Source organism: uncultured Nocardioides sp. (assembly GCF_902805925.1).
Classification (GTDB): Bacteria; Actinomycetota; Actinomycetes; order Propionibacteriales; family Nocardioidaceae; genus Nocardioides.
This window is the reverse complement of sequence record NZ_CADCUP010000175.1, coordinates 1-21,036: the sequence shown is the minus strand read 5'-3', so window position 1 is coordinate 21,036 and position 21,036 is coordinate 1. Positions and strand designations below refer to the sequence as shown.

The following is a 21,036-nucleotide window of genomic DNA, read 5'->3' as shown; positions in this document are numbered from 1 at the left end:
CGGCGGAGTCCTCGGTGGCGGGGTGGAGGTCGGCCCACTGGCACGCCGCCACCAGCAGGTCGGCCTCCGCGCGATCGGCAGCGGCACGGCGTGAGCGGGCGTAGCCGAGCACCGCAGCCGCGGTGTCGGGAAGCTCGCTCGTCGTGGTGGCCATAGGAGAACTCAACCAGGCACCACCGACGTTTCCGGGCGTGCGGAGGACGACCTGTGGACGAGGAATCGTCTGGCTTGTGCGTTCGGCGCTCGTCGCTGAAGCTCCGCGGACCTCAACCAGCGACCAAAGGCCCGTCGTCGGCAGTCCGTCTCCCCTCAACCAGCGACCCCGAGGGCTCATCGCCGGCGCTGTTCGCGCTCAACTAGTGGTCAGCCCGGAGGGACTCGCGCACCAAGCCCGGTGCGCAGTCGCGCTCGCCGTCGACGTCAGACGTTGCTGCCCTCCTCCTCGTCGATGAGGTCCTCCTCTCAGGCCTCGGCGAGGACGAGCTCGTGCTCGGCCACGAGGCGGGGGCGAGCATGGGCTGCAGCAGGGCCCCGTGCTCGGACTTTCCGGATAAGACGGCCTCCCAGGTGACCTTCCCGTCCCTGACCTTCGTCACCAGGGTCGTCATGTCGTCGTCGCGCCCGCCCTTCTCGTCCAGCTCCTCGAGCACCCGGCGCTCCTCCCGCGACAGCAGCGGCCGGGCGCGCATCCTGTCGAGGCCCGCGCTCGACGTCACGGCCCGGGGGTCGTCGCTCGCGCGCTGCACCAGCGCGACGAAGCCGTCGAGCCCGGAGAGGTCGACCTGCATCTCGCGGGCGCCGGGGACCGTGGTCCCCAGGCCCCGGTGCGCGGTGCCGACGTGGCCACGGCGCGGATAGGGTGCCGCCATGCCCGATGTCTCGCTCCCACCGGCCCCGGCGATCGAGGGGGCGACGCACCTGCACTCGGGCAAGGTGCGCGACCTGTACGTCCTCGACGGGGGCGAGCACGCCGGTGCGCTGCTGATGGTCGCCTCCGACCGGATCTCGGCCTTCGACCACGTGCTCGAGACCGAGATCCCCGACAAGGGCCGCATCCTCACCGCCCTGTCGCTGTGGTGGTTCGACCAGCTCTCGACGCTGGTGCCGCACCACGTGCTCTCCACCGACGTGCCCGCCTCCGTGGCCGGGCGCGCGGTCGTGTGCGAGAGCCTCACGATGTTCCCGGTCGAGTGCGTGGCCCGCGGCTACCTGACCGGCTCGGGACTGGCCGACTACCGGCGGTCCGGCGAGGTCTGCGGCAACCCCCTGCCGGTGGGGCTCGAGGACGGCTCGCGGCTGCCCGACCCGATCTTCACCCCGGCCACCAAGGCGGCCCTCGGCGACCACGACGAGAACGTCGACTTCGAGGCGGTCGTCCGCGAGGTCGGCGACGACGCCGCCGCGGAGCTGCGCGCGCTGACCCTGGCGGTCTACCGCCGGGCCGAGGACGTCGCACGCGAGCGCGGCATCGTCCTGGCCGACACCAAGCTCGAGTTCGGGCGGCGCCCCGACCACACGATCGTGCTGGCCGACGAGGTGCTCACACCCGACTCGAGCCGGTTCTGGCCCGCCGACGCGTGGCAGCCCGGCCGGCCCCAGGCGTCGTACGACAAGCAGGTGGTGCGCGACTGGCTCACCTCGCCCGCCTCCGGCTGGGACCGCAGCTCCCAGGCGCCCCCACCGCCGCTGCCCGTCGAGGTCGTCGAGCGCACCCGCGAACGCTACCTCGCGGCGTACGAGCTCCTCACCGGGACGGCGCTGTGAGCGGCTCGCGGTTCGGCTGCGTGGTCGACCTGCCGCACCCGCCCGAGGTCCTCTTCCGCTACCTCGCCGACCCGCGCAACCGGCCGGAGTGGCAGTCCTCCCTGATGTCGGTGCGGCTCGACGACGTCGACGCCGAGCCGCACGTCGGCATGTGCTGGAACGAGACGACGGTGGTGGGGCTGCGCGCCGCCATGGCGATCACCGAGCTCGTGCCCTACCGCGTGCTCGCCGAGAGCGCCCGCACGGGCGGCATCGACGGCACGCTCGTGCTGCGCTTCAAGGCACGCCCGGGCGGGTGCCGGATCGAGGTCGAGGGGGAGATGGCGGGCAGGGGCCCGCTGCGGTACGTCGCGGCGGCAGCCGCCAGGCTGGCCGGCCGGGTGGCCGCGTCCGACCTCCGGCGGGCTGGTCGGGTGCTGTCCACCCGGGGCCCGGGCGGCTAGGTTCGACGAGCACCCGCACCGACCCGAGGAGAGCCCGTGGACAACCTCTCGCAGCTGCTCGAGAGCTCCGCCGAGAACTACCCGCAGCGCGAGGCCGTCGTCCTCGGTGACACGCGCCTGACCTACGCCCAGGTGGACGGTGCGGCCAACCAGGTCGCCAACCTGCTGGTCTCGCGCGGCATCGGTCGGGGCGACAAGGTGGCGCTGAGCTGTCCCAACCTGCCCTACTTCACGATCGTCTACTTCGGGATCCTCAAGGCCGGGGCGGTCGTGGTGCCGCTCAACGTGCTGCTCAAGGGTCGCGAGGTGGCCTACCACCTCGCCGACTCCGGGGCGAAGGCGTACTTCTGCTTCCAGGGCACCGACGAGCTGCCCATCGGCCGGGCCGGCCACGAGGGGTTCACCCAGACCGAGAGCTGCGAGCAGTTCTTCGTCATCACCGTCGACCCGGCCGCCGAGTCGCCGATCGAGGGCACCGACACCCTCGGTCGGTCCCTGGCCGGCCAGTCGCCGGCGTTCGAGACCGTCGCCGTCGACGAGGACGACACGGCCGTCATCCTCTACACCTCCGGCACCACCGGCCAGCCCAAGGGCGCGGAGCTGCGGCACCGCAACATGCTCTCCAACGCGCTGGCGGGCACCGACCTCTTCGGGGCGGACGCCGAGAGCCCGGACACCTACCTGTGCGTCCTGCCGCTCTTCCACTCGTTCGGGCAGACGGTCATCCAGAACGGCGCGTTCGCCTTCGGCGGCACCGTCGTGATGCTCCCGCGGTTCGACGCCGACGCCGCGCTGAGGACCATGGCCACGGAGCGGGTGACCTTCTTCGCCGGTGTCCCCACCATGTACTGGGGCCTGCTCGGCGCCCTCGAGGCCTCCGGCGTCGACGTGCAGCAGCTCGCCGCCGACCTGCGGGTCGCCGCCGCCGGCGGCTCGGCGCTGCCGGTCGAGGTCCACAAGGAGTTCGAGAAGCGCTTCGGGGTCACCATCCTGGAGGGCTACGGGCTCTCGGAGACCTCGCCGGTCGCCAGCTTCTCGCCGTACGGCCAGCCGGCCCGGGTCGGGTCCATCGGCACGCCCATCCCCGGGGTGGAGATGAGGCTGCTGCAGGCCGGCACCTGGGACGACGTCGAGGACGGCGCCGACGCGGTCGGCGAGATCGCCATCAAGGGACCCAACATCATGAAGGGCTACCACAACCGGCCCGAGGCCACCGACGAGGCGATCCAGGATGGCTGGTTCCGCTCGGGCGACCTCGGCAGGCGCGACGCCGACGGCTGGTACTACATCGTCGACCGGTCCAAGGACATGATCATCCGCGGCGGCTTCAACGTCTACCCGCGCGAGGTCGAGGAGGTCCTCATCAGCCACCCCGGCGTCAGCCTGGCCGCCGTCATCGGCGTGCCGCACGAGAGGCACGGCGAGGAGATCAAGGCGCACGTGATCCGCACCCCCGATGCCACCGTGACCGAGGACGAGCTCGTCGAGTGGTCCCGGGAGCAGATGGCGGCCTACAAGTACCCCCGCGAGGTGGTCTTCGTCGACTCCCTGCCGATGACCGCGACGGGCAAGATCCTCAAGCGGGAGCTCAGCTGATGAGCCTCCTGATCGTGGCCCTCGGCGGCGTGATGCTGCTGATGGGCGGGGTGTGGACCGCCCAGGGCCTCGGCTGGCTCGACGGCAGCGCGATGTCGGGGGAGTCGACCTGGGCGATCATCGGCCCGCTCGTCGCGGGCCTGGGGGTCGCGCTGATCATCGTGGGGGCACAGCGCCGTGGTCGCCCGGGCGGCCACTAGACTCTGCGGTGCCTCCCCACCCCCAGATCCGCCAGGAGACCTTCGTGGCCCGCTACCTCGTCGACGTCATGCCCAAGCCGGAGATCCTCGACCCGCAGGGCAAGGCCGTGCACGGCGCGCTCCCGCGCCTGGGCTTCGAGGGCGTCGTCGACGTCCGGCAGGGCAAGCGGTTCGAGATCGAGGTCGAGGGCGAGGCCACCGAGGCGCGGTTGGCGGAGGTCCGGCGGATGGCCGAGACGCTGCTGTCCAACCCGGTCATCGAGGACTACGCCGTGCGCGTCGGGGAGACCGTGGCATGAAGGTCGGGGTCGTCACCTTCCCGGGCTCGCTCGACGACGCCGACGCGCAGCGCGCCGTACGCCTCGGCGGGCACGAGGCCGTCGCGCTCTGGCACGGCGACCACGACCTCCGGGGCGTCGACGCGGTGGTCCTGCCCGGCGGGTTCTCCTACGGCGACTACCTGCGCTGCGGCGCCATCTCGCGGTTCGCGCCGGTCATGACGGAGGTCGTCGAGGCCGCGAGCAAGGGCATGCCGGTGCTCGGCATCTGCAACGGCTTCCAGATCCTCTGCGAGTCGCACCTGCTGCCGGGCGCGCTGATCCGCAACCACCACCGCAGGTTCGCCTGCGTCGACCAGCGGCTGCGCATCGAGAACGCCCGCACCGCCTGGACCGGCGGCTTCACCGAGGGCCAGGAGGTGACGATCGTGCTCAAGAACGGCGAGGGCGGGTACGTCGCCGACGAGCCCACCCTGGACCGGCTGGAGGGTGAGGGCCTGGTCGTGGCCCGCTACCTGGGCGAGGACCCGAACGGCTCCCTGCGCGCCATCGCGGGCATCACCAACGAGCGCGGCAACGTCGTGGGGCTGATGCCGCACCCCGAGCACGCGGTCGAGGACCTCACCGGGCCCGGCACCGACGGGCTGGCGTTCTTCACCGGCCTGGCCGTGGCGGCCTTCGCCTGACCACGGGAGAGCGGCATGGAGCTCGGGCCGGTCGCCGACGACTGACCCCGGCTACCTCCGGCCGGCGGCCAGGGCCGCCCACACCTCGGGTGTCGTCGTGCCCGTCACCGACAGGCTCCTGGCCCGCTGGTAGGCGCGGACGGCGGCCTCGGTGCGGAGGTCGTAGACGCCGGTGCCGGGCAGCAGCCCACGGCCCGCGGCGTTGAGGGCCCGCTGGAGCCGGTGCACGTCGGCGCCGGCCGAGCCGACCTTGAGCACCGGCGCGGAGCCGTCGGCGAGGAACGACACCCAGTGGCGGCGCGTGAACTTCTTCGACACCCTCACGCCGCGAGCGGTCTGCCACTGCACGACCCCGCTCCGCGTCGCCTTGTTGTAGCGGCCGTTGACCTTGCCGGCGTACATCCCGCGGGCGGTGAGGAAGCACTGGAGCACCTTGACGCGGCTCGCCTTCGCCTTCGTCCTCGTCAGGCGCGGGTAGTTCCGGTAGGTCGTCTTGAGCCCACCGCACCAGCTCTCGGGGTCGGCGACCGAACCGCGGCCGAGGTCGAGGTAGTTGCTGTCGATGTTGATCGTGACGCCGCCCCAGGTCTCGTCGTGACCGCCGCGGTACTGCTTCATGCGGCCGCCCGGGCGCCAGCCGTCCTCCCGGATGTAGGACGTCGAGGTGTTGGGGATGCCGTCCCAGCGGGCGATCCAGATGCGGGACGGGAGGTTGAACTGGCCGGGCCGCTGCACGCGGGCGTCGTCGAGCATCTTGATGCCCGAGGAGGCGCTGGAGTACATGCCTGCGACGTACCCGCGCGCGGTCACCCGGGTGGTCCAGCCGTGGATGAAGCGCAGCGCCGACTCGCGGCACGCGGTGTTGGTCAGGTCGAAGCCCTCGAGGTCGTACCAGATCGTGCTGCCGGGGGCGATGCCGAGCACGAGCGCGTCGTCGACGTTCTTGTCGGCCTCGGTGGCGCCCTGTCGTTGCGCCACGACGTAGGTGCCGGCCGGGGCGGAGCTGGGGTTGATCTTGAAGTCGTCCTGGTATCGGGGGAACCGCGGCTGGCAGGACGCCTGCGGCCCGAGCGCGATGGGCAGCAGCCGCCAGCCGGCGGCGAGCTGGGTGGAGACCCAGGCGGGCGAGAGGTTGGGCTGCTCGCGGCAGGCGCGGGAGTCCCCGGAGATGTAGATGCCGACGGCCAGGAAGGGGGAGTGGCGCAGCCAGGCGTCCATCTTCCTCTGGTCCGGCGTGACGCACTGGTCGAAGCCGTAGCCGGTGAAGTCGCCGGGGGTCACGACGTTGTCGCGCCGGGCGGGTGCCGAGCCGGCGGGTGCGGTGGCGGCGGTCAGGAGACCGGCGGTGAGGGCCAGCCCGGCCACCGGGGCGAGGACGGAGAGGATTCGACGGGGAAAGCGCATCGGGATTGCTCCAACGACGGGGGAAGCCGCCTGGGGGTCACGGTCGGCATCACCATAGCCTCACCGATCACTTCCGTCACAGGTTCATGGGAACCGGTCGACGGCCCGCTCCCACCGCGCGACCGGTGGTCGGGGCCGGTCCCGGCTGCCGGTAGATTGACGGCGTGCTGGACACCGTCTCCGTCGCCGCCGAGGATCCCCGTGCCGACCAGCCCTGGGCGGACCTGGGGCTGAAGTCCGACGAGTACGCCCGGATCCGCGAGATCCTGGGCCGCCGGCCGACCAGCAGCGAGCTGGCGATGTACTCCGTGATGTGGAGCGAGCACTGCTCCTACAAGTCGAGCAAGGTGCACCTCAAGCAGTTCGGCGAGATCCCGCAGGAGACGCCGGCCGGCGCGATGCTCGCCGGCATCGGCGAGAACGCCGGCGTCCTCGACATCGGCCAGGGCTACGCCGTCACCTTCAAGGTCGAGAGCCACAACCACCCGTCCTACGTCGAGCCCTACCAGGGCGCCGCGACCGGGGTCGGCGGCATCGTGCGCGACATCCTGGCCATGGGTGCGCGGCCGGTCGCGGTGATGGACCCGCTGCGCTTCGGCCCCCTCGACGCCGACGACACCCACCGCGTGCTGCCCGGGATCGTGGCCGGCGTCGGCGGCTACGGCAACATGCTCGGCCTGCCCAACATCGGCGGCGAGGCCGTCTTCGACGAGACCTACCTCGGCAACCCGCTCGTCAACGCTCTCTGCGTCGGCGTCCTGCGCCACGAGGACCTCCACCTCGCCAAGGCCAGCGGTGCCGGCAACCGGGTGGTGCTGTACGGCGCCCGCACCGGCGGCGACGGCATCGGCGGCGTCTCGGTGCTGGCCAGCGAGACCTTCGACGCCGCCCCCGACGGCACCTCCGGCGCGGGAGGCCCGGCCAAGCGGCCCAGCGTGCAGGTCGGCGACCCGTTCATGGAGAAGCTGCTCATCGAGTGCACCCTGGAGCTCTTCGCGGCCGGCGTGGTCGCGGGCATCCAGGACCTCGGCGGCGCCGGCCTCTCCTGCGCGACCTCCGAGCTGGCCAGCGCCGGCGACGGCGGCATGCACGTCGAGCTCGACCGGGTGCCGCTGCGCGACTCCACGCTCGCTCCGGAGGAGATCTTGATGAGCGAGTCGCAGGAGCGGATGATGGCGGTCGTGGAGCCGGGCGACGTGGAGGCGTTCCTGGCCGTCTGCGAGAAGTGGGACGTCGAGGCCGTGGTCATCGGCGAGGTGACCGACACCGGCCGCCTCGAGATCGACTGGCACGGCGAGCGCGTGGTCGACGTGCCGCCGCGCAGCGTGGCCCACGACGGCCCCACCTACCGGCGCCCGTCCACGCGGCCGGCCGACCAGGACGCCCTCCAGGCCGACGTGGCCGAGAAGCTGACCCGCCCGCAGACCGGGGACGAGCTGCGCGAGACGCTGCTGCGGATGGTCGCCAGCCCCAACCTCTGCGACAAGTCGTGGATCACCGACCAGTACGACCGCTACGTCCGCGGCAACACCGTGCTCGCGCAGCCCTCCGACAGCGGCATGGTGCGCGTCGACGAGTCCACCAACCTCGGCGTCGCGGTCTCCACCGACTGCAACGGCCGCTTCGCCCGCCTCGACCCCTACACCGGCGCCCAGCTGGCGCTGGCCGAGTCCTACCGCAACGTGGCCACCGGCGGCGCGCGGCCGCTGGCCGTCTCCGACTGCCTGAACTTCGGCTCGCCCGAGGACCCGGGCGTCATGTGGCAGCTCGCCGAGGCCTGTCGCGGGCTCAAGGACGCCTGCCTCGAGCTCGGCATCCCCGTCACGGGCGGCAACGTCAGCCTCTACAACCAGACCGGCGAGACCGCCATCCTGCCCACGCCGGTGGTGGCCGTGCTGGGCGTCATCGACGACGTCACCCGCCGTACGCCGTCGGCCTGGGCCGGCGAGGGCGAGCGGATCTTCCTGCTGGGCGAGAGCCGCGAGGAGCTGTCGGGCTCGGAGTGGGCGCACGTCGTGCACGACCACCTCGGCGGCCTGCCGCCGGAGGTCGACCTGGCCGCCGAACGGGCGCTCGCCGAGGTCCTCGTCGAGGGCGTCGGCCTGCTGACCAGCGCCCACGACGTCTCCGACGGCGGGCTCGCCCAGACCCTCGTGGAAGCGGCCCTGCGCCACGACGTCGGGGCGTCGGTCGCCCTGCCCGGCGACCCGTTCACCGACCTCTTCGGCGAGTCCGCGGCCCGCGCGGTCGTCACCGTGGCCGAGGGTGACGCCGACGCACTGGTCGAGCTGGCGCACCGGCACGGCGTGCCCCTCACCCCGCTGGGCCGCACCGGCGGCTCCGGACTGTCGGTCGAGGACCAGCTCACGGTGCCGCTGACGGAGCTGCGGGAAGCGTGGAGCGCCACCCTGCCCGCGGTGCTCGGATGACGGCGTGGCGCCCTCTCCTCGGGCCAGCCGCCGCGTCCTGCTCGCCTCGGCGGCTGCCGCGGCGCTGGTGGCCGGTTGCGCCGCAGACAAGGAGTCGGCCATGACGGGCGTCGAGACGATCACCTACGGCGACGACCCGGTGCAGCTCGGTGAGCTCACCCGGCCGCAGGGCCAGTCGCGCGGCGTGGTCGTGGTCGTCCACGGCGGCTTCTGGAAGGCCGCCTACGGCCTCGACCTGATCCGGCCCCTGGCCGAGGACCTCGCCGACCGCGGCTGGACCACCTGGAACATCGAGTACCGCCGCGTCGCAGCCGGCGGCGGCTTCCCCGCCACGCTCGACGACGTGCACGCCGCGATCGAGAGGCTGGCCGATCTCGATGTCGACACCGCCCGCGTCGTGACGCTGGGCCACTCCGCCGGTGGTCACCTGGCCGCCTGGGCGGCCGCGCGCGGCCGCTTCGACCGGTGGCCGACCACGGTGCAGGTCACCGAGGTCGTCTCCCTGGCCGGCGTCCTGGACCTGGTCGCCGCCGTCGGGGCCGACCTCGGCGACGGTGCGGCGCTCGCCCTGATGGGCGGTCCGCCAGGCCCCGACTACGACCTCGCCGATCCCGCGCGGCAGCTGCCGCTCGACGTACCCCTGTGGTGCGTGCACGGGCGCGACGACACGCTGGTGCCGCCCTCCCAGTCGCTGGACTACGTCGACCGGGCCCGCACGGCCGGCGCGAGGGCGGAGGCGGTGCTGGTCGACGGCGACCACTTCGTCGTCGCCGACACCGGCTCGGAGGCGTGGCGACGCACGGTGGGGATCCTCGAGGGGCTGTGACCCTCAGGCCGCCAGCGTCTGCTGGCGCCACTCGCTGGGCCGGGGCACTCCCCGCACCGACTTGCTGGCCGTCAGGTAGCCGGCCAGCGCCAGCGTGGCCGCCAGCAGCACCGTGACCGCCCACTCGCCGCCGTAGCGGTGCAGCAGGGCCGCCCCGAGCAGCGGAGCCAGGGGCATGAGCGCGACCGCGAGGAACTGCGCGCTCGCCGTGACGCGCCCCTGCAGGTGCTCGGGCGTGAGCGCCAGCCGGTAGGCACCGATGCCGGCGTTTCCGATCGGGTTGAGGAACAGGAAGAAGAACGAGCACGCGCCCACGACCAGCGGGTTGGCCCACCAGATCATCGGCACCAGCGGCAGCGCCAGGGCCCACGAGACGCCGACGGTCAGCGCGCCGGTCGGCACCCGGTCGATGACGTACGGCGCGGCGAGGGCGCCCAGGATGCCGCCGATGCCCGCCGCGGTCTCGACCAGGCCGATCTGGGCCGGTGGGAAGTCCGCCTGGATCATCCGCAGCAGCACCACGAACGTCAGCGCGTTGGTGACCAGGTTGACCAGCGCGGCCCACGACATCAGCACCCGGAAGAACGGCCGCGCCAGGATGAACGAGATGCCCTCGGCGATGTCGGTCACGACCCGCGTGCGGCTTGCGCGCGGCGGTGCCGACAGGTCGGTGCGGATGCGGGTGAGGGTGAGGCAGGAGATGGCGAACGTGAGGGCGTCGAAGGCGAACGGCGCCCAGCGCGAGAGCGAGTAGAGCGCGCCGCCGACCGGACCACCGAGCAGGGAGGCGACGTGCCGGCGTGCCTGGTTCTGGCTCAGGGCGGTGGCGAGGTCGGCGGTCGACACCACGGAGCGGACCGCGGAGATCTGGGCGGGGCCGAAGACGCCCGCGGTCACCCCTGTCAGCAGGCCCACCACGGCGAGGTGGGGGATCGTCAGCGTCCCGAGCAGGCCCGCGACGACGAGCGAGGCGTAGAGCAGCGCGCCCGAGCCGCTCGCCGCGAGCATCAGGACGCGGCGGTCGATCCGGTCGGCGAGGGCCCCGGCCGGCAGCAGGACGACCGCGGTGCCGAGGAGGTGGGCCGCCTCGACGCAGGCGGCCACCAGGACCGAGCCCGAGAGGGAGTAGGCGAGCAGCGGGAAGACGAAGACGGAGACGCGGCTGCCGAGCTGGTTGACCGTCTCGCCGACCCACAGGACGGTGAAGTCGCGGTTGGCGGCGAGGGAGCGGAAGCCGGGCATGCGACTAGCGCACCGCTCCCCGCGCGTGCGGGGTCCCGGCGGGGCAGCGAGGCCCCGTGAGCCGCCGGTGACGACCGGTCCCGGTCATGGGCCCTCCCGAGACACCCTGATACTGGAGTGGTGAGTGAAACACCAACGACCCGGCTCGGCAAGCGGGAAGCACCGCCGTGGGGAGGGCGTCTCGTGCGCCGGGTGGCGCGCTGATGGCCCCGAGGCTGCGCCGGCTGGGCGACGAGGAGCTGCAGGCCGCGCTCGCGGGGGACGACGTGCGGGCCCTGACCAAGCACTTCCTGGCCGTGCTGGGCGAGCGGGCGCCGGGCCGGTCGGTGGAGGTGCGCGTGCCGCCGTACGCCGCCGTCCAGGTCGTCGAGGGGATCCGCCACACCCGCGGCACGCCGCCTGCCGTGGTGGAGATGGACGCCGAGACCTGGCTCGCCCTGGCGACCGGCACGCTCGGATGGGCAGCCGCGGAGGAGGCCGGGCGCGTCCGGGCCAGCGGCGAGCGGGCCGACCTGACGCCCTACCTCCCGCTTGCGTGAGGATGGGCGCATGCACCTGCGCTCCCTCGCCTTCCGCACCCACGTCCGCCTGCTCGAGCTCTCGGGCAGCGAGGTCGAGGACCGGGGCACGCACCTGGTCGTGCGCACGCCCGCGAACCCGGCCTACCACTGGGGCAGCTTCCTGCTGCTGGCGCGGCCGCCGTATCCCGGCGGCGCCCGGGAGGTGCTGGCCGCCTTCGACGCGGAGTTCCCCCAGGCCCGGCACCGGGCGGTCGGCCTCGACGGCACCGAGCCGCAGGACGTGACCGAGCTCGCCGAGGCGGGCCTGAGGGTCGACCTCGGCGTCGTCATGACGGCCGCCGCCGTCGTCGAGCCCGCCCGCCCCGCCGACGGCGCGACGTACCGCCCGCTGGAGTCCGACGACGACTGGGAGCAGCGCGTCGACCTGATGCTGGCGAGCAACCCCGGCGAGGAGCGTGAGGGGCTCCTGGCCTTCGCCCGCGGCAAGGTGGCCCAGGAGAAGGCGCTGGCCGAGCAGGGGCACGGCGCCCGCTGGGGCGCGTTCGAGACCGACACGCTGGTCTCCACCGCCGGCCTCTTCCGCACCGATGACACGAACGCCCGCTTCCAGTCCGTCGAGACGCACCCCGACGCGCGGCGGCGCGGATACGCCGGCACGCTCGTGCACCGCCTCGCCACGCACGGCCTGACCGACCTGGGCGCCTCCACGCTGGTGATGGTGGCCGATCCCGACGGCGAGGCGATCGGTGTCTACCGGGCCCTCGGCTTCCAGGTCGTCGAGCACGTCACGGAGCTCTCGCAGAGCCGGTGACGGGCAGGCCCGCGGCCCTCTCCCGCCCCCGGTTAGGGTGACGCCATGGCGTTGAGCGAGAGCGATCTCCGAGACCGTGCCCAGTCCGTGCTCCCCGGCATCCGCAGCGACCTGGAGGACCTCGTCCGCATCCAGTCCGTGAGCGCCGACCCCGCCCGCGCGGGCGAGGTGCAGCGCAGCGCGGAGGCGGTCAGGGCGCTGTTCGAGGCCGAGGGCTTCGCCGCGAAGATCACCAGCGCCGACGGCGGCGCCCCGGCCGTCATCGCCCGCAAGGCCGGCCCCGAGGGTGCCCCGACGGTCCTGCTCTACGCCCACCACGACGTGCAGCCCGAGAACGAGCACTCCGACTGGGACTCCCCGCCGTGGGAGCCCACCGAGCGCGACGGCCGCCTCTACGCGCGTGGCGCGGCCGACGACAAGGCGGGCATCGCCGCCCACCTGGCCGCCGCGCGGATCTTCGGCGACGAGCTGCCCGTCAACCTCGTCATCTTCATCGAGGGCGAGGAGGAGATCGGCTCGGAGACCCTGGTGCCGCTGCTGCGCGAGCACCACGAGGAGCTGGCCGCCGACGTCATCGTCATCGCCGACTCCGGCAACTGGGACATCGGCGTCCCCGCCCTCACCACCAGCCTGCGCGGACTGGTGCGTGCCGACATCGAGGTGCGCACGCTCACCCACGCGGTGCACTCCGGGATGTGGGGCGGCCTGGTGCCCGACGCCATCATCGCGCTGTCCCGGGTCATCGCCAGCCTCCACGACGACCGCGGCAACGTCGCCGTCGCCGGCCTGAGCTCGGGTCCCGCGGCCGACGTGACCTACCCCGAGGAGCGGCTGCGCGCGGAGTCCGGAGCCGTGCCCGGGATCGAGTGGATCGGTGACGGCAGCGCCGTGGAGCGCCTGTGGACCAAGCCGTCGCTCTCCATCACCGGCCTCGACGCACCCAGGGTCACCGGTGCCAGCAACACCCTGGTGCCGGCCGCCCGCGCCAAGATCAGCCTGCGCGTCGCGCCCGGCGACACCACGGCCAACGCCGTCGAGTGCCTGCGTGCCCACGTCGAGGAGCACCTGCCCTGGGGCGCGGAGCTGGTCTTCACGGTGGTCGACACCGGCGAGGCCACCGCCATCTCCGCGCAGGGCCCGGCGTACGACGCGGCCCGGCGGGCGTTCGCCACCGCCTGGGACGGCACCGAGCCGATCGACATGGGCGTCGGAGGCTCGATCCCGTTCATCGCGGAGTTCCTGGAGGCCTTCCCGCAGGCCAGCGTGCTGGTCACCGGGGTCGAGGACCCCGACACGCGCGCCCACGGGGCCAACGAGGGGCTGCACCTCGCGGAGTTCGAGCGCGTGGTCCTGGCGGAGGCGCTGATGCTGCAGAACCTGGTGCAGGGCTGAGGGCTGGGGGCTGACGTCCGAGGCCGGGGGCGGATCCTCAGACCGGGACGCTGGCTGCCGGCAGGATCACCCGGAAGGTCGTGCCCTTGCCGAGCTCGGACTCGACCTCGATGCGGCCGTCGTGGCGCATCACGATGCGGTTCGCGATCGTGAGCCCGAGGCCCGTGCCGGGCTGGGCCACCGCCTCGGGGTTGCTCGAGCGGAAGAACTCCTCGAACAGGTGCTGCTGGTCGGCGTCGGAGATGCCCAGGCCCTCGTCGGAGACGGTGAGGATGACGTCGCGGCCGCGGCGATCCAGGCGCACGGTCACCGCCCGGCCGTCCGGGGTGTACTTGACGGCGTTGCTGATGAGGTTGGCGCACACCTGGTCGAGGTCGCTGCTGTCGCCGAGCGCGACCACCGGCTCGGTGGGCGGGTCGTAGATGACCGCCAGGCCCTTGCGGCTGGCCGTGAGCGACACGAGGTCGAGGGCGTCCTCGACGAGCCGGCCCATCTCGACCGGGGCCGCGATGAGGGCGTTGGCCGGGTCGCCGACCTTGGCCAGCATGAGCATGTCCTCGATGACCCGCTCCATGCGCACGGCGCCGCGCTCGATCGAGCCGACCGAGCGCTGAGTCCTCGGGGGCATGTCGGTCGCCGACTCGAGCATCTCGACGTGGCCCAGGATGGACGTGAGCGGGTTCTTCAGCTCGTGGGCGACGGTCGAGATCAGCTGGCTCTTGTAGGTGTCGAGCTCACGCAGCTCCGAGACGAGCTGCTGCTCGCGCTCGAAGTTGCGGGCGTTGAGCAGGGCCCGGCCGAGGTCGTGGCCGATGTCGAGGGCCGTCGAGGTCTCGACCGAGGACCACTCGGCGTCGGAGCTGCGTCGGGTGAGCACCAGGGTGCCCAGGCACTCGCGGCCCGCGCCGAGCGGCACGAACAGCAACGAGCTGACGCCGAGCCCGTCGAGGAGCTCGAAGACCAACGCCTCCTGGTCGGCGCTGATGATGGGCGGGGTGGGCCGGTCGTGCCCGATGATCGCGACCTCCTGCGCCCGCCACAGCAGCTCGCCGGCCGCACGGCTCATCCGCGCCAGCTCGGGCGGCATCCTCACGTCGGTGCCGGCGTTGCTGTACATCGCCGTGCGCCCCTCGCCGTCCTCGTCGAAGGTGTGGATCCACAGGCCGACGGCGCTCAGCCCGGACGAGATCGCCGACTGCGACACCTCCATGATGCGCTCGACCGTCAGCTCGGAGCTGACGTCGCGCACGATCTTGCGCGCGGCCGTCGCGAGCCGGACCTGCTCCTCGAGGCGCCGGCGCGCCACCTCGGTGAGCACCGCCTGACCGGTCTGCGCGGCGTACTTGTTGAGCACCGCGCGCTTCGCGTGGTCGGGTCGCCGACCGTCGGTGGGCACGTCGATGGAGAGGGTGCCGACGATGTTGCCGTCGTCGCCGTAGAGCGGGGCGAAGAGGAAGTCGTTGGGGTCCCAGGCGTCGGGCCCGTCAACGACGTCGATCTCGGGGACCCAGGAGATCGCCAGCTGCTCGTCGGTGGCGCGCTCGGCCGGCACGAAGCGGAACATGCCCCAGGGGTCGGAGCGGGCGACCTCCGCCTCGATGGAGGAGGTCCGCTGCCGGGCGCCGAGCAGCAGCTCGCGGGCGTCGTCGTTCCCCGCCACGGCCACGGTGACCAGCCGGCCGTCGTCCTCGTCGAGGATGTTGATGACCGCGACCTCGAAGCCCATGAGCTCGGTGATGCCGTCGGCGATGAGCTGGAGGGCATCGTGAACCACCGGCATGCGTGTGCCGTCGTCCATGTACACCCCCCAGTCGCGTCGGGCCGCGGCAGCCGCCGCTCGTGGGCCCCCGCCCACCCCAAGCACACGAGAGTCTAGGGGGCGACACAGTGGACGGGGTCGTATTCCCCCCGAAGTGGGGTGCGCCGGCCGGGTGGTCCAGAACGGTGCGGACGTCCCAGCGGACGTCCAGCGGACGGACGCGGCGGCGCCACGATGCGACCCGGTGGCGCCCGACCCCTAGACTTGCGGGGTGCCGCAGTCCAGCAGAGTGCGCGGCGGCGATGGCCGCCTCACCGATGCCGTCGACCCCCACGACCGCGGACCCCAGGACGCCTGTGGCGTCTTCGGGGTCTGGGCCCCTGGCGAGGACGTCGCCAACCTCACCTACTTCGGCCTCTACGCGCTCCAGCACCGGGGCCAGGAGGCGGCCGGCATCGCGGTGAGCAACGGGCGGCAGATCCTCGTCTACAAGGACATGGGCCTGGTCTCGCAGGTGTTCGACGAGTCGACCCTGGCCTCCCTCAAGGGACACGTGGCCATCGGACACGCCCGCTACTCCACGACCGGCGCCTCCACGTGGCACAACGCGCAGCCGACGTTCCACCCCACGCAGGACGGCTCCATCGCGCTCGCCCACAACGGCAACCTGATCAACACCGCCGAGCTCGCCGAGATGGCGGAGGTCGAGGCGTTCGAGGACGAGCTCGACCTGCACGTGCGGATGGACGACGCCCCCACCAACGACACCGCCATCGTCACCGCGCTGATGGCGCGCCACCCCGACACCTCCCTGGAGGAGCGGGCCGCCGAGGTGCTGGCCAAGGTGAGGGGCGCCTTCTCCTTCGTGTGGATGAACGAGGACACGCTCTTCGCCGCCCGTGACCCGCAAGGCGTCCGCCCGCTCGTGCTGGGCCGCCTCGACCGTGGGTGGGTCGTCGCGAGCGAGGACGCGGCCCTGGCGACCATCGGTGCCAGCGTGGTGCGCGAGGTCGAGCCCGGCGAGATGCTGGTCATCAACGAGAACGGCCTGGTGTCGCGCCGCTTCGCGGAGGCCGACCGCAAGGGCTGCGTCTTCGAGTACGTCTACCTCGCCCGCCCCGACGCCAGGATCGCCGGCCGCAGCGTGCACGAGGCCCGGGTCGAGATGGGCCGGCAGCTCGCGCGCGAGTTCCCCGTCGACGCCGACATGGTGATGCCGGTGCCCGAGTCCGGCACCCCGGCCGCCACCGGGTACGCCGAGGAGAGCGGCATCCCCTTCGGTATCGGGTTCGTCAAGAACTCCTACGTCGGCCGCACCTTCATCCAGCCCAGCCAGACGCTGCGCCAGCTCGGCATCCGGCTCAAGCTCAACGCCCTCGAGCACATGATCCGCGGCAAGCGGCTGGTCGTGGTCGACGACTCGATCGTGCGCGGGAACACCCAGCGCGCCCAGGTGCGCATGCTGCGCGAGGCCGGGGCGGCCGAGGTGCACGTGCGCATCTCCTCCCCGCCGGTGAAGTGGCCGTGCTTCTACGGCATCGACTTCGCCACCCGTGCCGAGCTGATCGCCAACGGGCTGGCCATCGAGGAGATCCGGGCCAGCATCGGCGCCGACTCCCTGGGCTACATCTCCCTCGACGGCATGGTCGACGCGACCGGCCAGGCGACCGAGCGGCTGTGCACCGCCTGCTTCACCGGCGAGTACCCGATCCCGCTGCCCGACGAGTCGCGCCTCGGCAAGCATCTGCTCGAGTCGACGTTGACCGCGGCGCAGCTGCCCGTCCTCAACAACCCGTGACTGGAGCGCCCGTGAGCGAGTCCCCGACCGACCGGCCGGCCTCCGGGGCGTACGCCGAGGCGGGCGTCTCGATCGAGGCGGCCGACACCGCGATCGAGCTGATGAAGGGGTGGGTCGAGAAGGCCCGCCGCCCGGAGATGATCGGGGGGCTCGGCGGGTTCGCCGGCCTCTTCGACGCCTCCGCACTGACCCGCTACCAGCGGCCGCTGCTCGCGACGTCCACCGACGGCGTCGGCACCAAGGTGGCGATCGCCCAGGCGATGGACCGCCACGACACCATCGGCTTCGACCTGGTCGGCATGGTCGTCGACGACCTCGTCGTGTGCGGCGCCGAGCCGCTGTTCATGACCGACTACATCGCCACCGGCCGGGTGGTGCCCGAGCGTGTCGCCGCCATCGTCAAGGGCATCGCCGAGGCCTGCGTGGCGGCCGGCTGCGCGCTCATCGGCGGCGAGACCGCCGAGCACCCCGGCCTCCTCGGCCCCGACGAGTACGACGTGGCAGGCGCGGCCACCGGCGTCGTCGAGGCCGACCGCCTGCTCGGCCCGGCCCGGGTCCGACCCGGCGACGTGGTGCTGGCGATGGAGTCCAGCGGGCTGCACTCCAACGGCTACTCGCTGGTGCGCCACGTGCTCCTGGAGAGGGCCGGCTGGGCGCTGGACCGAGACGTGCCGGACCTCGGCCGGACGCTCGGCGACGAGCTGCTCGTGCCGACGCGGATCTACGCCAAGGCCTGCCTCGACCTGGCGTCCCGCACGTCGGTGCACGCGATGTCGCACGTCACGGGCGGCGGGCTGGCCGCCAACCTCGAGCGGGTCCTGCCGGTGGAGCTGACGGCCAGCGTCGACCGTGCCTCGTGGAGCCCCCAGCCGATCTTCGACGTGGTGGCGCAGGCCGGCCAGGTGTCCCGCGACGACCTGGAGGCCACCCTCAACTGCGGGGTCGGCATGGTGGCCCTGCTCCCCGCCGGCGACGTGGCCGACGCGGTCGAGGTGCTCGCCGGTCACGGCATCATCGCCTGGGCCGCCGGCGAGGTGTCGGCGGCCTCCGGTGACGACGCCGGACGCGTCCGGCTCACCGGCGACCACCCCGCCTGAGCGGACCCCGGCGTGCGCTGCGGCAGAAATGTGGGTCTCCGGGCCACGAAACCGCGCCCGAGTGTGCGGGAACAGCCAGGCAGCAGGTAGCGTTGCCCTCACGACAAATCTTATGGATAGCCCGGGAGCCATGGTGCCCCGGCCGACTTGCGAGGGGGCTGACCCTATGGGGCGCGGCCGAGCTAAAGCCAAGCAGACGAAGGTCGCGCGCGACCTGAAGTACCGTACGCACGAGACGGACTTCGGGGCGCTCGCCAGTGAGCTGCACGGTGACACCGGCAAGACCGAGCAGGTCGATCCCGAGGTGCTCGAGAAGTGGTCCGACGTCATCGAGCCCTCGCGCGACTGATCTCGCCCGAGCCGGGTCGGCGGCCCCACCGGGTCCCATCGGTGGAGCCGGACCGGCTCAGTCCCTGAGGTAGATGCCGCGGAGGCGTCCGACGTCTCGCATCCGGCGCTCGGCGAGCCGGTCGGCCGCGATGGCGGGTGCCACGCCCTCGGAGCGGGCGAGCTCGAACACCGCTCGGGTGGTGTCGAAGATGCCCGTGGCGCGTTGCTCCGCGCGCTCGAAGGAGAACCCCTCGAGCTCGTCGGCGACCTGGATCACCCCACCGGAGTTCACGCAGTAGTCGGGGGCGTAGAGGATGCCGCGCTCCTCCAGCGACTTCTCGATGCCCGGATGGTCGAGCTGGTTGTTGGCGGCGCCGCAGACGATCCTCGCGGCGAGCACCTCGACGACCTCGTCGGTCAGCGCGCCGCCGAGCGCGCAGGGCGCGTAGACGTCGAGCTCTCCGGCGACGAGCTCCTCGGTCGACCCGGCGACCCGGACCTGCGGGTACTCGTCGCGAACCTGCTCGACCGAGGGCGCGTGCACGTCGGTGACCACCACGGTGGCGCCGTCCTCGATCAGGTGGCGCACGAGGTGCCGGCCGACCTTGCCCACACCCGCCACCCCGACGGTGCGGCCGCCGAGCGTGGGCTCGCCCCACACGGCCTCGGCGGCGGCACGCATGCCCTGGAACGTGCCGTACGCCGTGAGCACGGAGCTGTCGCCCGCGCCACCGTGGGCGACGGTGCGCCCGGTGACGTAGGAGCACTCCTTCGCGACGTGGTCCATGTCCTCGCTGAAGGTCCCGACGTCGCAGGCCGTGAGGTAGCGGCCGCTCAGGGACTGCACGAAGCGGCCGTAGGCGCGCAGCAGCGCCTCGGACTTGTCGGTGCGCGGGTCGCCGATGATGACCGCCTTGCCGCCGCCGAGGTCGAGGCCCGCCAGGGCGTTCTTGTAGGTCATCCCGCGGGAGAGGTTGAGGACGTCGGTGAGCGCCTCCGCGGTCGAGGCGTAGGGGTGGAAGCGCGTGCCGCCGAGACCGGGACCCAGCGCGGTCGAGTGGAGGGCGATGATCGCCCGGAGGCCGGTGGCGGGGTCGTTGGCGAAGACGACCTGCTCGTGCTCGCTGCCCTGCTCGAAGACGTCTCCGGAGGCGGGTGCTGACATGGGTGGTGCCTACTCTCTGGTCGTCGGCCACGGGGGTGGGGCGGCTCTCGGTGGTGCCACGGGGGTGCTGTGGCGCTCGTCACCAGGGTATCGGCGGCTCAGGGACGACCGCGCATCACCACGAGGTCGCCGTGGGTGCCGTAGCCGGGCAGCGGGCCACCCGTGCCCGTGGCGTCGAAGGTCAGCATCAGCCAGCCGGCCCCGGTGCGCACGAGGGTCGGCCACGGGATGTTCGTGGGGTACGGCGCGTCCAGCGCGCCCACCTCGGTGAGGTCGAGGTCGAAGACCGGGAACCGCCCGCGCTGTCGACGCCGCCCGTCGCGACCGTCGCTGGCCAGCACCCGGAGCGAGCCGTCGGGCAGCCGGAGCAGGGTGGTCCCCTCGGTCGAGGTGCGGTCGGCGGCGGCAGCCCGCAGCGTGAGCCGGTCGAGGGCGGGACCGGTCGCCAGCGCCGGGTGGAAGCGGAAGAACCTGCGGGCCGAGGCGAAGCCGACGTGCCAGGTGTCGTCGTGGAGCACCAGGTGGGGGTCCCACTGGCCCCGGGAGCGCAGTCCGTCGACGGGCAGGTCCAGCGCGGCGGTGTCGAGCACGTGGCTGCCTGCGGTGAGGTCGGCGTCCGTGCGCGCCAGGGTCACGCCGACCACGGGCGTGCGCCGGTCGAAGTCGCCCCAGGTGCTGGTGGCCACCAGCCACCCCTCGCCCTCGCGCACCAGGTGCGTCGCGTGGTCGCCGTACACGCCGGGGCGGTCGGGGCGGCGGAAGAACAGGTGCGCGCGGTGCTCCAGCGCCAGGGTCGTCGGCTCGAGCCGCCAGAGACCGGTGTGCGCGGTGTCGAAGAAGCCGGGGCCGGCGGCGGTCGCGGTCAGCCACACCCAGCCGTCCGGTGAGTACGCCGACCCGTCGGCGTGCGTGACCAGCCGGGTGTCGCGCAGCCCGAGCTGGCCGAAGGTGCCGTGCTCGACCCGGCCGCCGTCATGCTCCAGCGCGAGCGAGGCGAGCCAGCGCTCGTCGTGGGTGTCGACCAGCCCGCGGAGGTGGACGCGGCCGCGCACCACCCAGGCGTCGGCGTCGCGGGACCAGGCGGTGAGGTGGCCGCCGGTGAGCGTGAGGCCGATCGCCCCCGGCGCCGTGCGGAGCGAGCCCATCCGCCTGCTGCGGTGCGTGCTCACCTGCCCGCCCGCCGTGCGGACGGTCAGGCCGAGCGCGCCGCCGGCCCACGCGGCGGCGAGCACCGTGCCGTCCCCGGCCACCATGGCGAGGCGGGCGGCGTCGCCGTCGACCTCCACGGTCGCCGC

At 73.0% G+C, this 21,036-nt stretch carries 20 protein-coding genes; 14 read left to right on the top strand and 6 right to left on the bottom strand.

Translation table 11 applies throughout. The features are described 5' to 3' along the window. Positions 1–356 precede the first annotated feature (356 nt). The gene (locus QZX64_RS12815; protein WP_295660476.1) at positions 357–869 is read right to left on the bottom strand and encodes a hypothetical protein; all 513 of its coding nucleotides are present in this window, start codon (positions 867–869) and stop codon (positions 357–359) included. Between QZX64_RS12815 and QZX64_RS12810 the strand changes: the two genes are divergently transcribed. The 6 genes from QZX64_RS12810 to purQ are packed head-to-tail and all read left to right on the top strand — an operon-like array spanning position 868 to position 4,967. Further along, positions 868–1,764: a phosphoribosylaminoimidazolesuccinocarboxamide synthase gene (locus QZX64_RS12810; protein ID WP_295660473.1), complete on the top strand. Its 897-nt coding sequence runs from the start codon at positions 868–870 to the stop codon at positions 1,762–1,764. The genes QZX64_RS12815 and QZX64_RS12810 overlap by 2 nt on opposite strands. Next, entirely contained in the window at positions 1,761–2,207 is a 447-nt protein-coding gene (locus QZX64_RS12805) for an SRPBCC family protein (protein ID WP_295660469.1), read from the top strand. The genes QZX64_RS12810 and QZX64_RS12805 overlap by 4 nt, the downstream gene beginning before the upstream one ends. Before the next feature lie 36 nt (positions 2,208–2,243). Next, the gene (locus QZX64_RS12800; protein WP_295660466.1) at positions 2,244–3,803 is read left to right on the top strand and encodes a long-chain fatty acid--CoA ligase; all 1,560 of its coding nucleotides are present in this window, start codon (positions 2,244–2,246) and stop codon (positions 3,801–3,803) included. Beyond that, the gene (locus QZX64_RS12795; RefSeq protein WP_295660463.1) at positions 3,803–4,003 is read left to right on the top strand and encodes a hypothetical protein; all 201 of its coding nucleotides are present in this window, start codon (positions 3,803–3,805) and stop codon (positions 4,001–4,003) included. Before QZX64_RS12800 ends, QZX64_RS12795 begins: the two co-directional genes overlap by 1 nt. A 44-nt stretch (positions 4,004–4,047) precedes the next feature. After that, positions 4,048–4,302 (top strand): phosphoribosylformylglycinamidine synthase subunit PurS, encoded by a 255-nt coding sequence (purS, locus tag QZX64_RS12790; RefSeq protein ID WP_295660480.1) that lies wholly within the window; start codon positions 4,048–4,050, stop codon positions 4,300–4,302. Continuing rightward, on the top strand, positions 4,299–4,967 hold the full coding sequence (gene purQ / locus QZX64_RS12785) for a phosphoribosylformylglycinamidine synthase subunit PurQ (protein ID WP_295660460.1): 669 nt from the start codon (positions 4,299–4,301) through the stop codon (positions 4,965–4,967). The genes purS and purQ overlap by 4 nt, the downstream gene beginning before the upstream one ends. A gap of 51 nt (positions 4,968–5,018) precedes the next feature. Here the strand turns inward: purQ and QZX64_RS12780 are convergent, their stop codons facing one another. Further along, positions 5,019–6,371 (bottom strand): glycoside hydrolase domain-containing protein, encoded by a 1,353-nt coding sequence (locus QZX64_RS12780; protein ID WP_295660457.1) that lies wholly within the window; start codon positions 6,369–6,371, stop codon positions 5,019–5,021. Positions 6,372–6,535: 164 nt separating this feature from the next. Here QZX64_RS12780 and purL point away from each other — a divergent pair, with 164 nt between their 5' ends. Both purL and QZX64_RS12770 read left to right on the top strand, forming a co-directional pair. After that, complete coding sequence (gene purL, locus QZX64_RS12775; RefSeq protein ID WP_295660454.1) at positions 6,536–8,800, top strand: phosphoribosylformylglycinamidine synthase subunit PurL; 2,265 nt, start codon at positions 6,536–6,538, stop codon at positions 8,798–8,800. 4 nt (positions 8,801–8,804) lie between these two features. Then, positions 8,805–9,626, top strand: coding sequence for an alpha/beta hydrolase (locus QZX64_RS12770; RefSeq protein WP_295660450.1), 822 nt, complete (start codon positions 8,805–8,807; stop codon positions 9,624–9,626). A 3-nt stretch (positions 9,627–9,629) separates the two neighbouring features. On the opposite strand, the gene QZX64_RS12765 is transcribed toward QZX64_RS12770, so the two are convergent. Beyond that, complete coding sequence (locus QZX64_RS12765; RefSeq protein WP_295660447.1) at positions 9,630–10,868, bottom strand: MFS transporter; 1,239 nt, start codon at positions 10,866–10,868, stop codon at positions 9,630–9,632. A gap of 203 nt (positions 10,869–11,071) precedes the next feature. Between QZX64_RS12765 and QZX64_RS12760 the strand changes: the two genes are divergently transcribed. Genes QZX64_RS12760 through QZX64_RS12750 form a run of 3 tightly spaced genes read left to right on the top strand, consistent with a single transcriptional unit; the run spans position 11,072 to position 13,592 of the window. Continuing rightward, positions 11,072–11,407, top strand: coding sequence for a sterol carrier family protein (locus QZX64_RS12760; protein ID WP_295660444.1), 336 nt, complete (start codon positions 11,072–11,074; stop codon positions 11,405–11,407). 10 nt (positions 11,408–11,417) lie between these two features. After that, positions 11,418–12,200 carry a GNAT family N-acetyltransferase gene (locus QZX64_RS12755; protein ID WP_295660441.1) on the top strand — a complete coding sequence of 261 codons (783 nt, stop codon included), beginning with the start codon at positions 11,418–11,420 and terminating at the stop codon, positions 12,198–12,200. 45 nt (positions 12,201–12,245) lie between these two features. After that, the gene (locus QZX64_RS12750) at positions 12,246–13,592 is read left to right on the top strand and encodes a dipeptidase (RefSeq protein ID WP_295660438.1); all 1,347 of its coding nucleotides are present in this window, start codon (positions 12,246–12,248) and stop codon (positions 13,590–13,592) included. A gap of 37 nt (positions 13,593–13,629) precedes the next feature. Here QZX64_RS12750 and QZX64_RS12745 read toward each other — a convergent pair whose 3' ends face one another. After that, positions 13,630–15,390: an ATP-binding protein gene (locus QZX64_RS12745; RefSeq protein ID WP_295660435.1), complete on the bottom strand. Its 1,761-nt coding sequence runs from the start codon at positions 15,388–15,390 to the stop codon at positions 13,630–13,632. Positions 15,391–15,640: 250 nt separating this feature from the next. On the opposite strand from QZX64_RS12745, the gene purF reads away from it, so the two are divergent. From purF to QZX64_RS12730, 3 genes are all read left to right on the top strand, one after another. After that, a complete protein-coding gene (purF, locus tag QZX64_RS12740; RefSeq protein WP_295660479.1) occupies positions 15,641–17,149 on the top strand; it encodes an amidophosphoribosyltransferase in 1,509 nt (502 codons plus the stop codon). An 11-nt stretch (positions 17,150–17,160) separates the two neighbouring features. Continuing rightward, positions 17,161–18,246, top strand: a complete 1,086-nt coding sequence (gene purM, locus QZX64_RS12735; RefSeq protein ID WP_295660432.1) for a phosphoribosylformylglycinamidine cyclo-ligase — start codon at positions 17,161–17,163, stop codon at positions 18,244–18,246. Between the two features lie 166 nt (positions 18,247–18,412). After that, positions 18,413–18,595: a DUF3073 domain-containing protein gene (locus QZX64_RS12730; RefSeq protein WP_295660429.1), complete on the top strand. Its 183-nt coding sequence runs from the start codon at positions 18,413–18,415 to the stop codon at positions 18,593–18,595. A 57-nt stretch (positions 18,596–18,652) separates the two neighbouring features. On the opposite strand, the gene QZX64_RS12725 is transcribed toward QZX64_RS12730, so the two are convergent. Both QZX64_RS12725 and QZX64_RS12720 read right to left on the bottom strand, forming a co-directional pair. Beyond that, positions 18,653–19,741: a Glu/Leu/Phe/Val dehydrogenase gene (locus tag QZX64_RS12725; protein WP_295660426.1), complete on the bottom strand. Its 1,089-nt coding sequence runs from the start codon at positions 19,739–19,741 to the stop codon at positions 18,653–18,655. 98 nt (positions 19,742–19,839) lie between these two features. Continuing rightward, positions 19,840–21,036 (bottom strand): hypothetical protein (locus QZX64_RS12720; protein ID WP_295660424.1); only part of this gene is annotated, 1,197 nt, incomplete at its 5' end.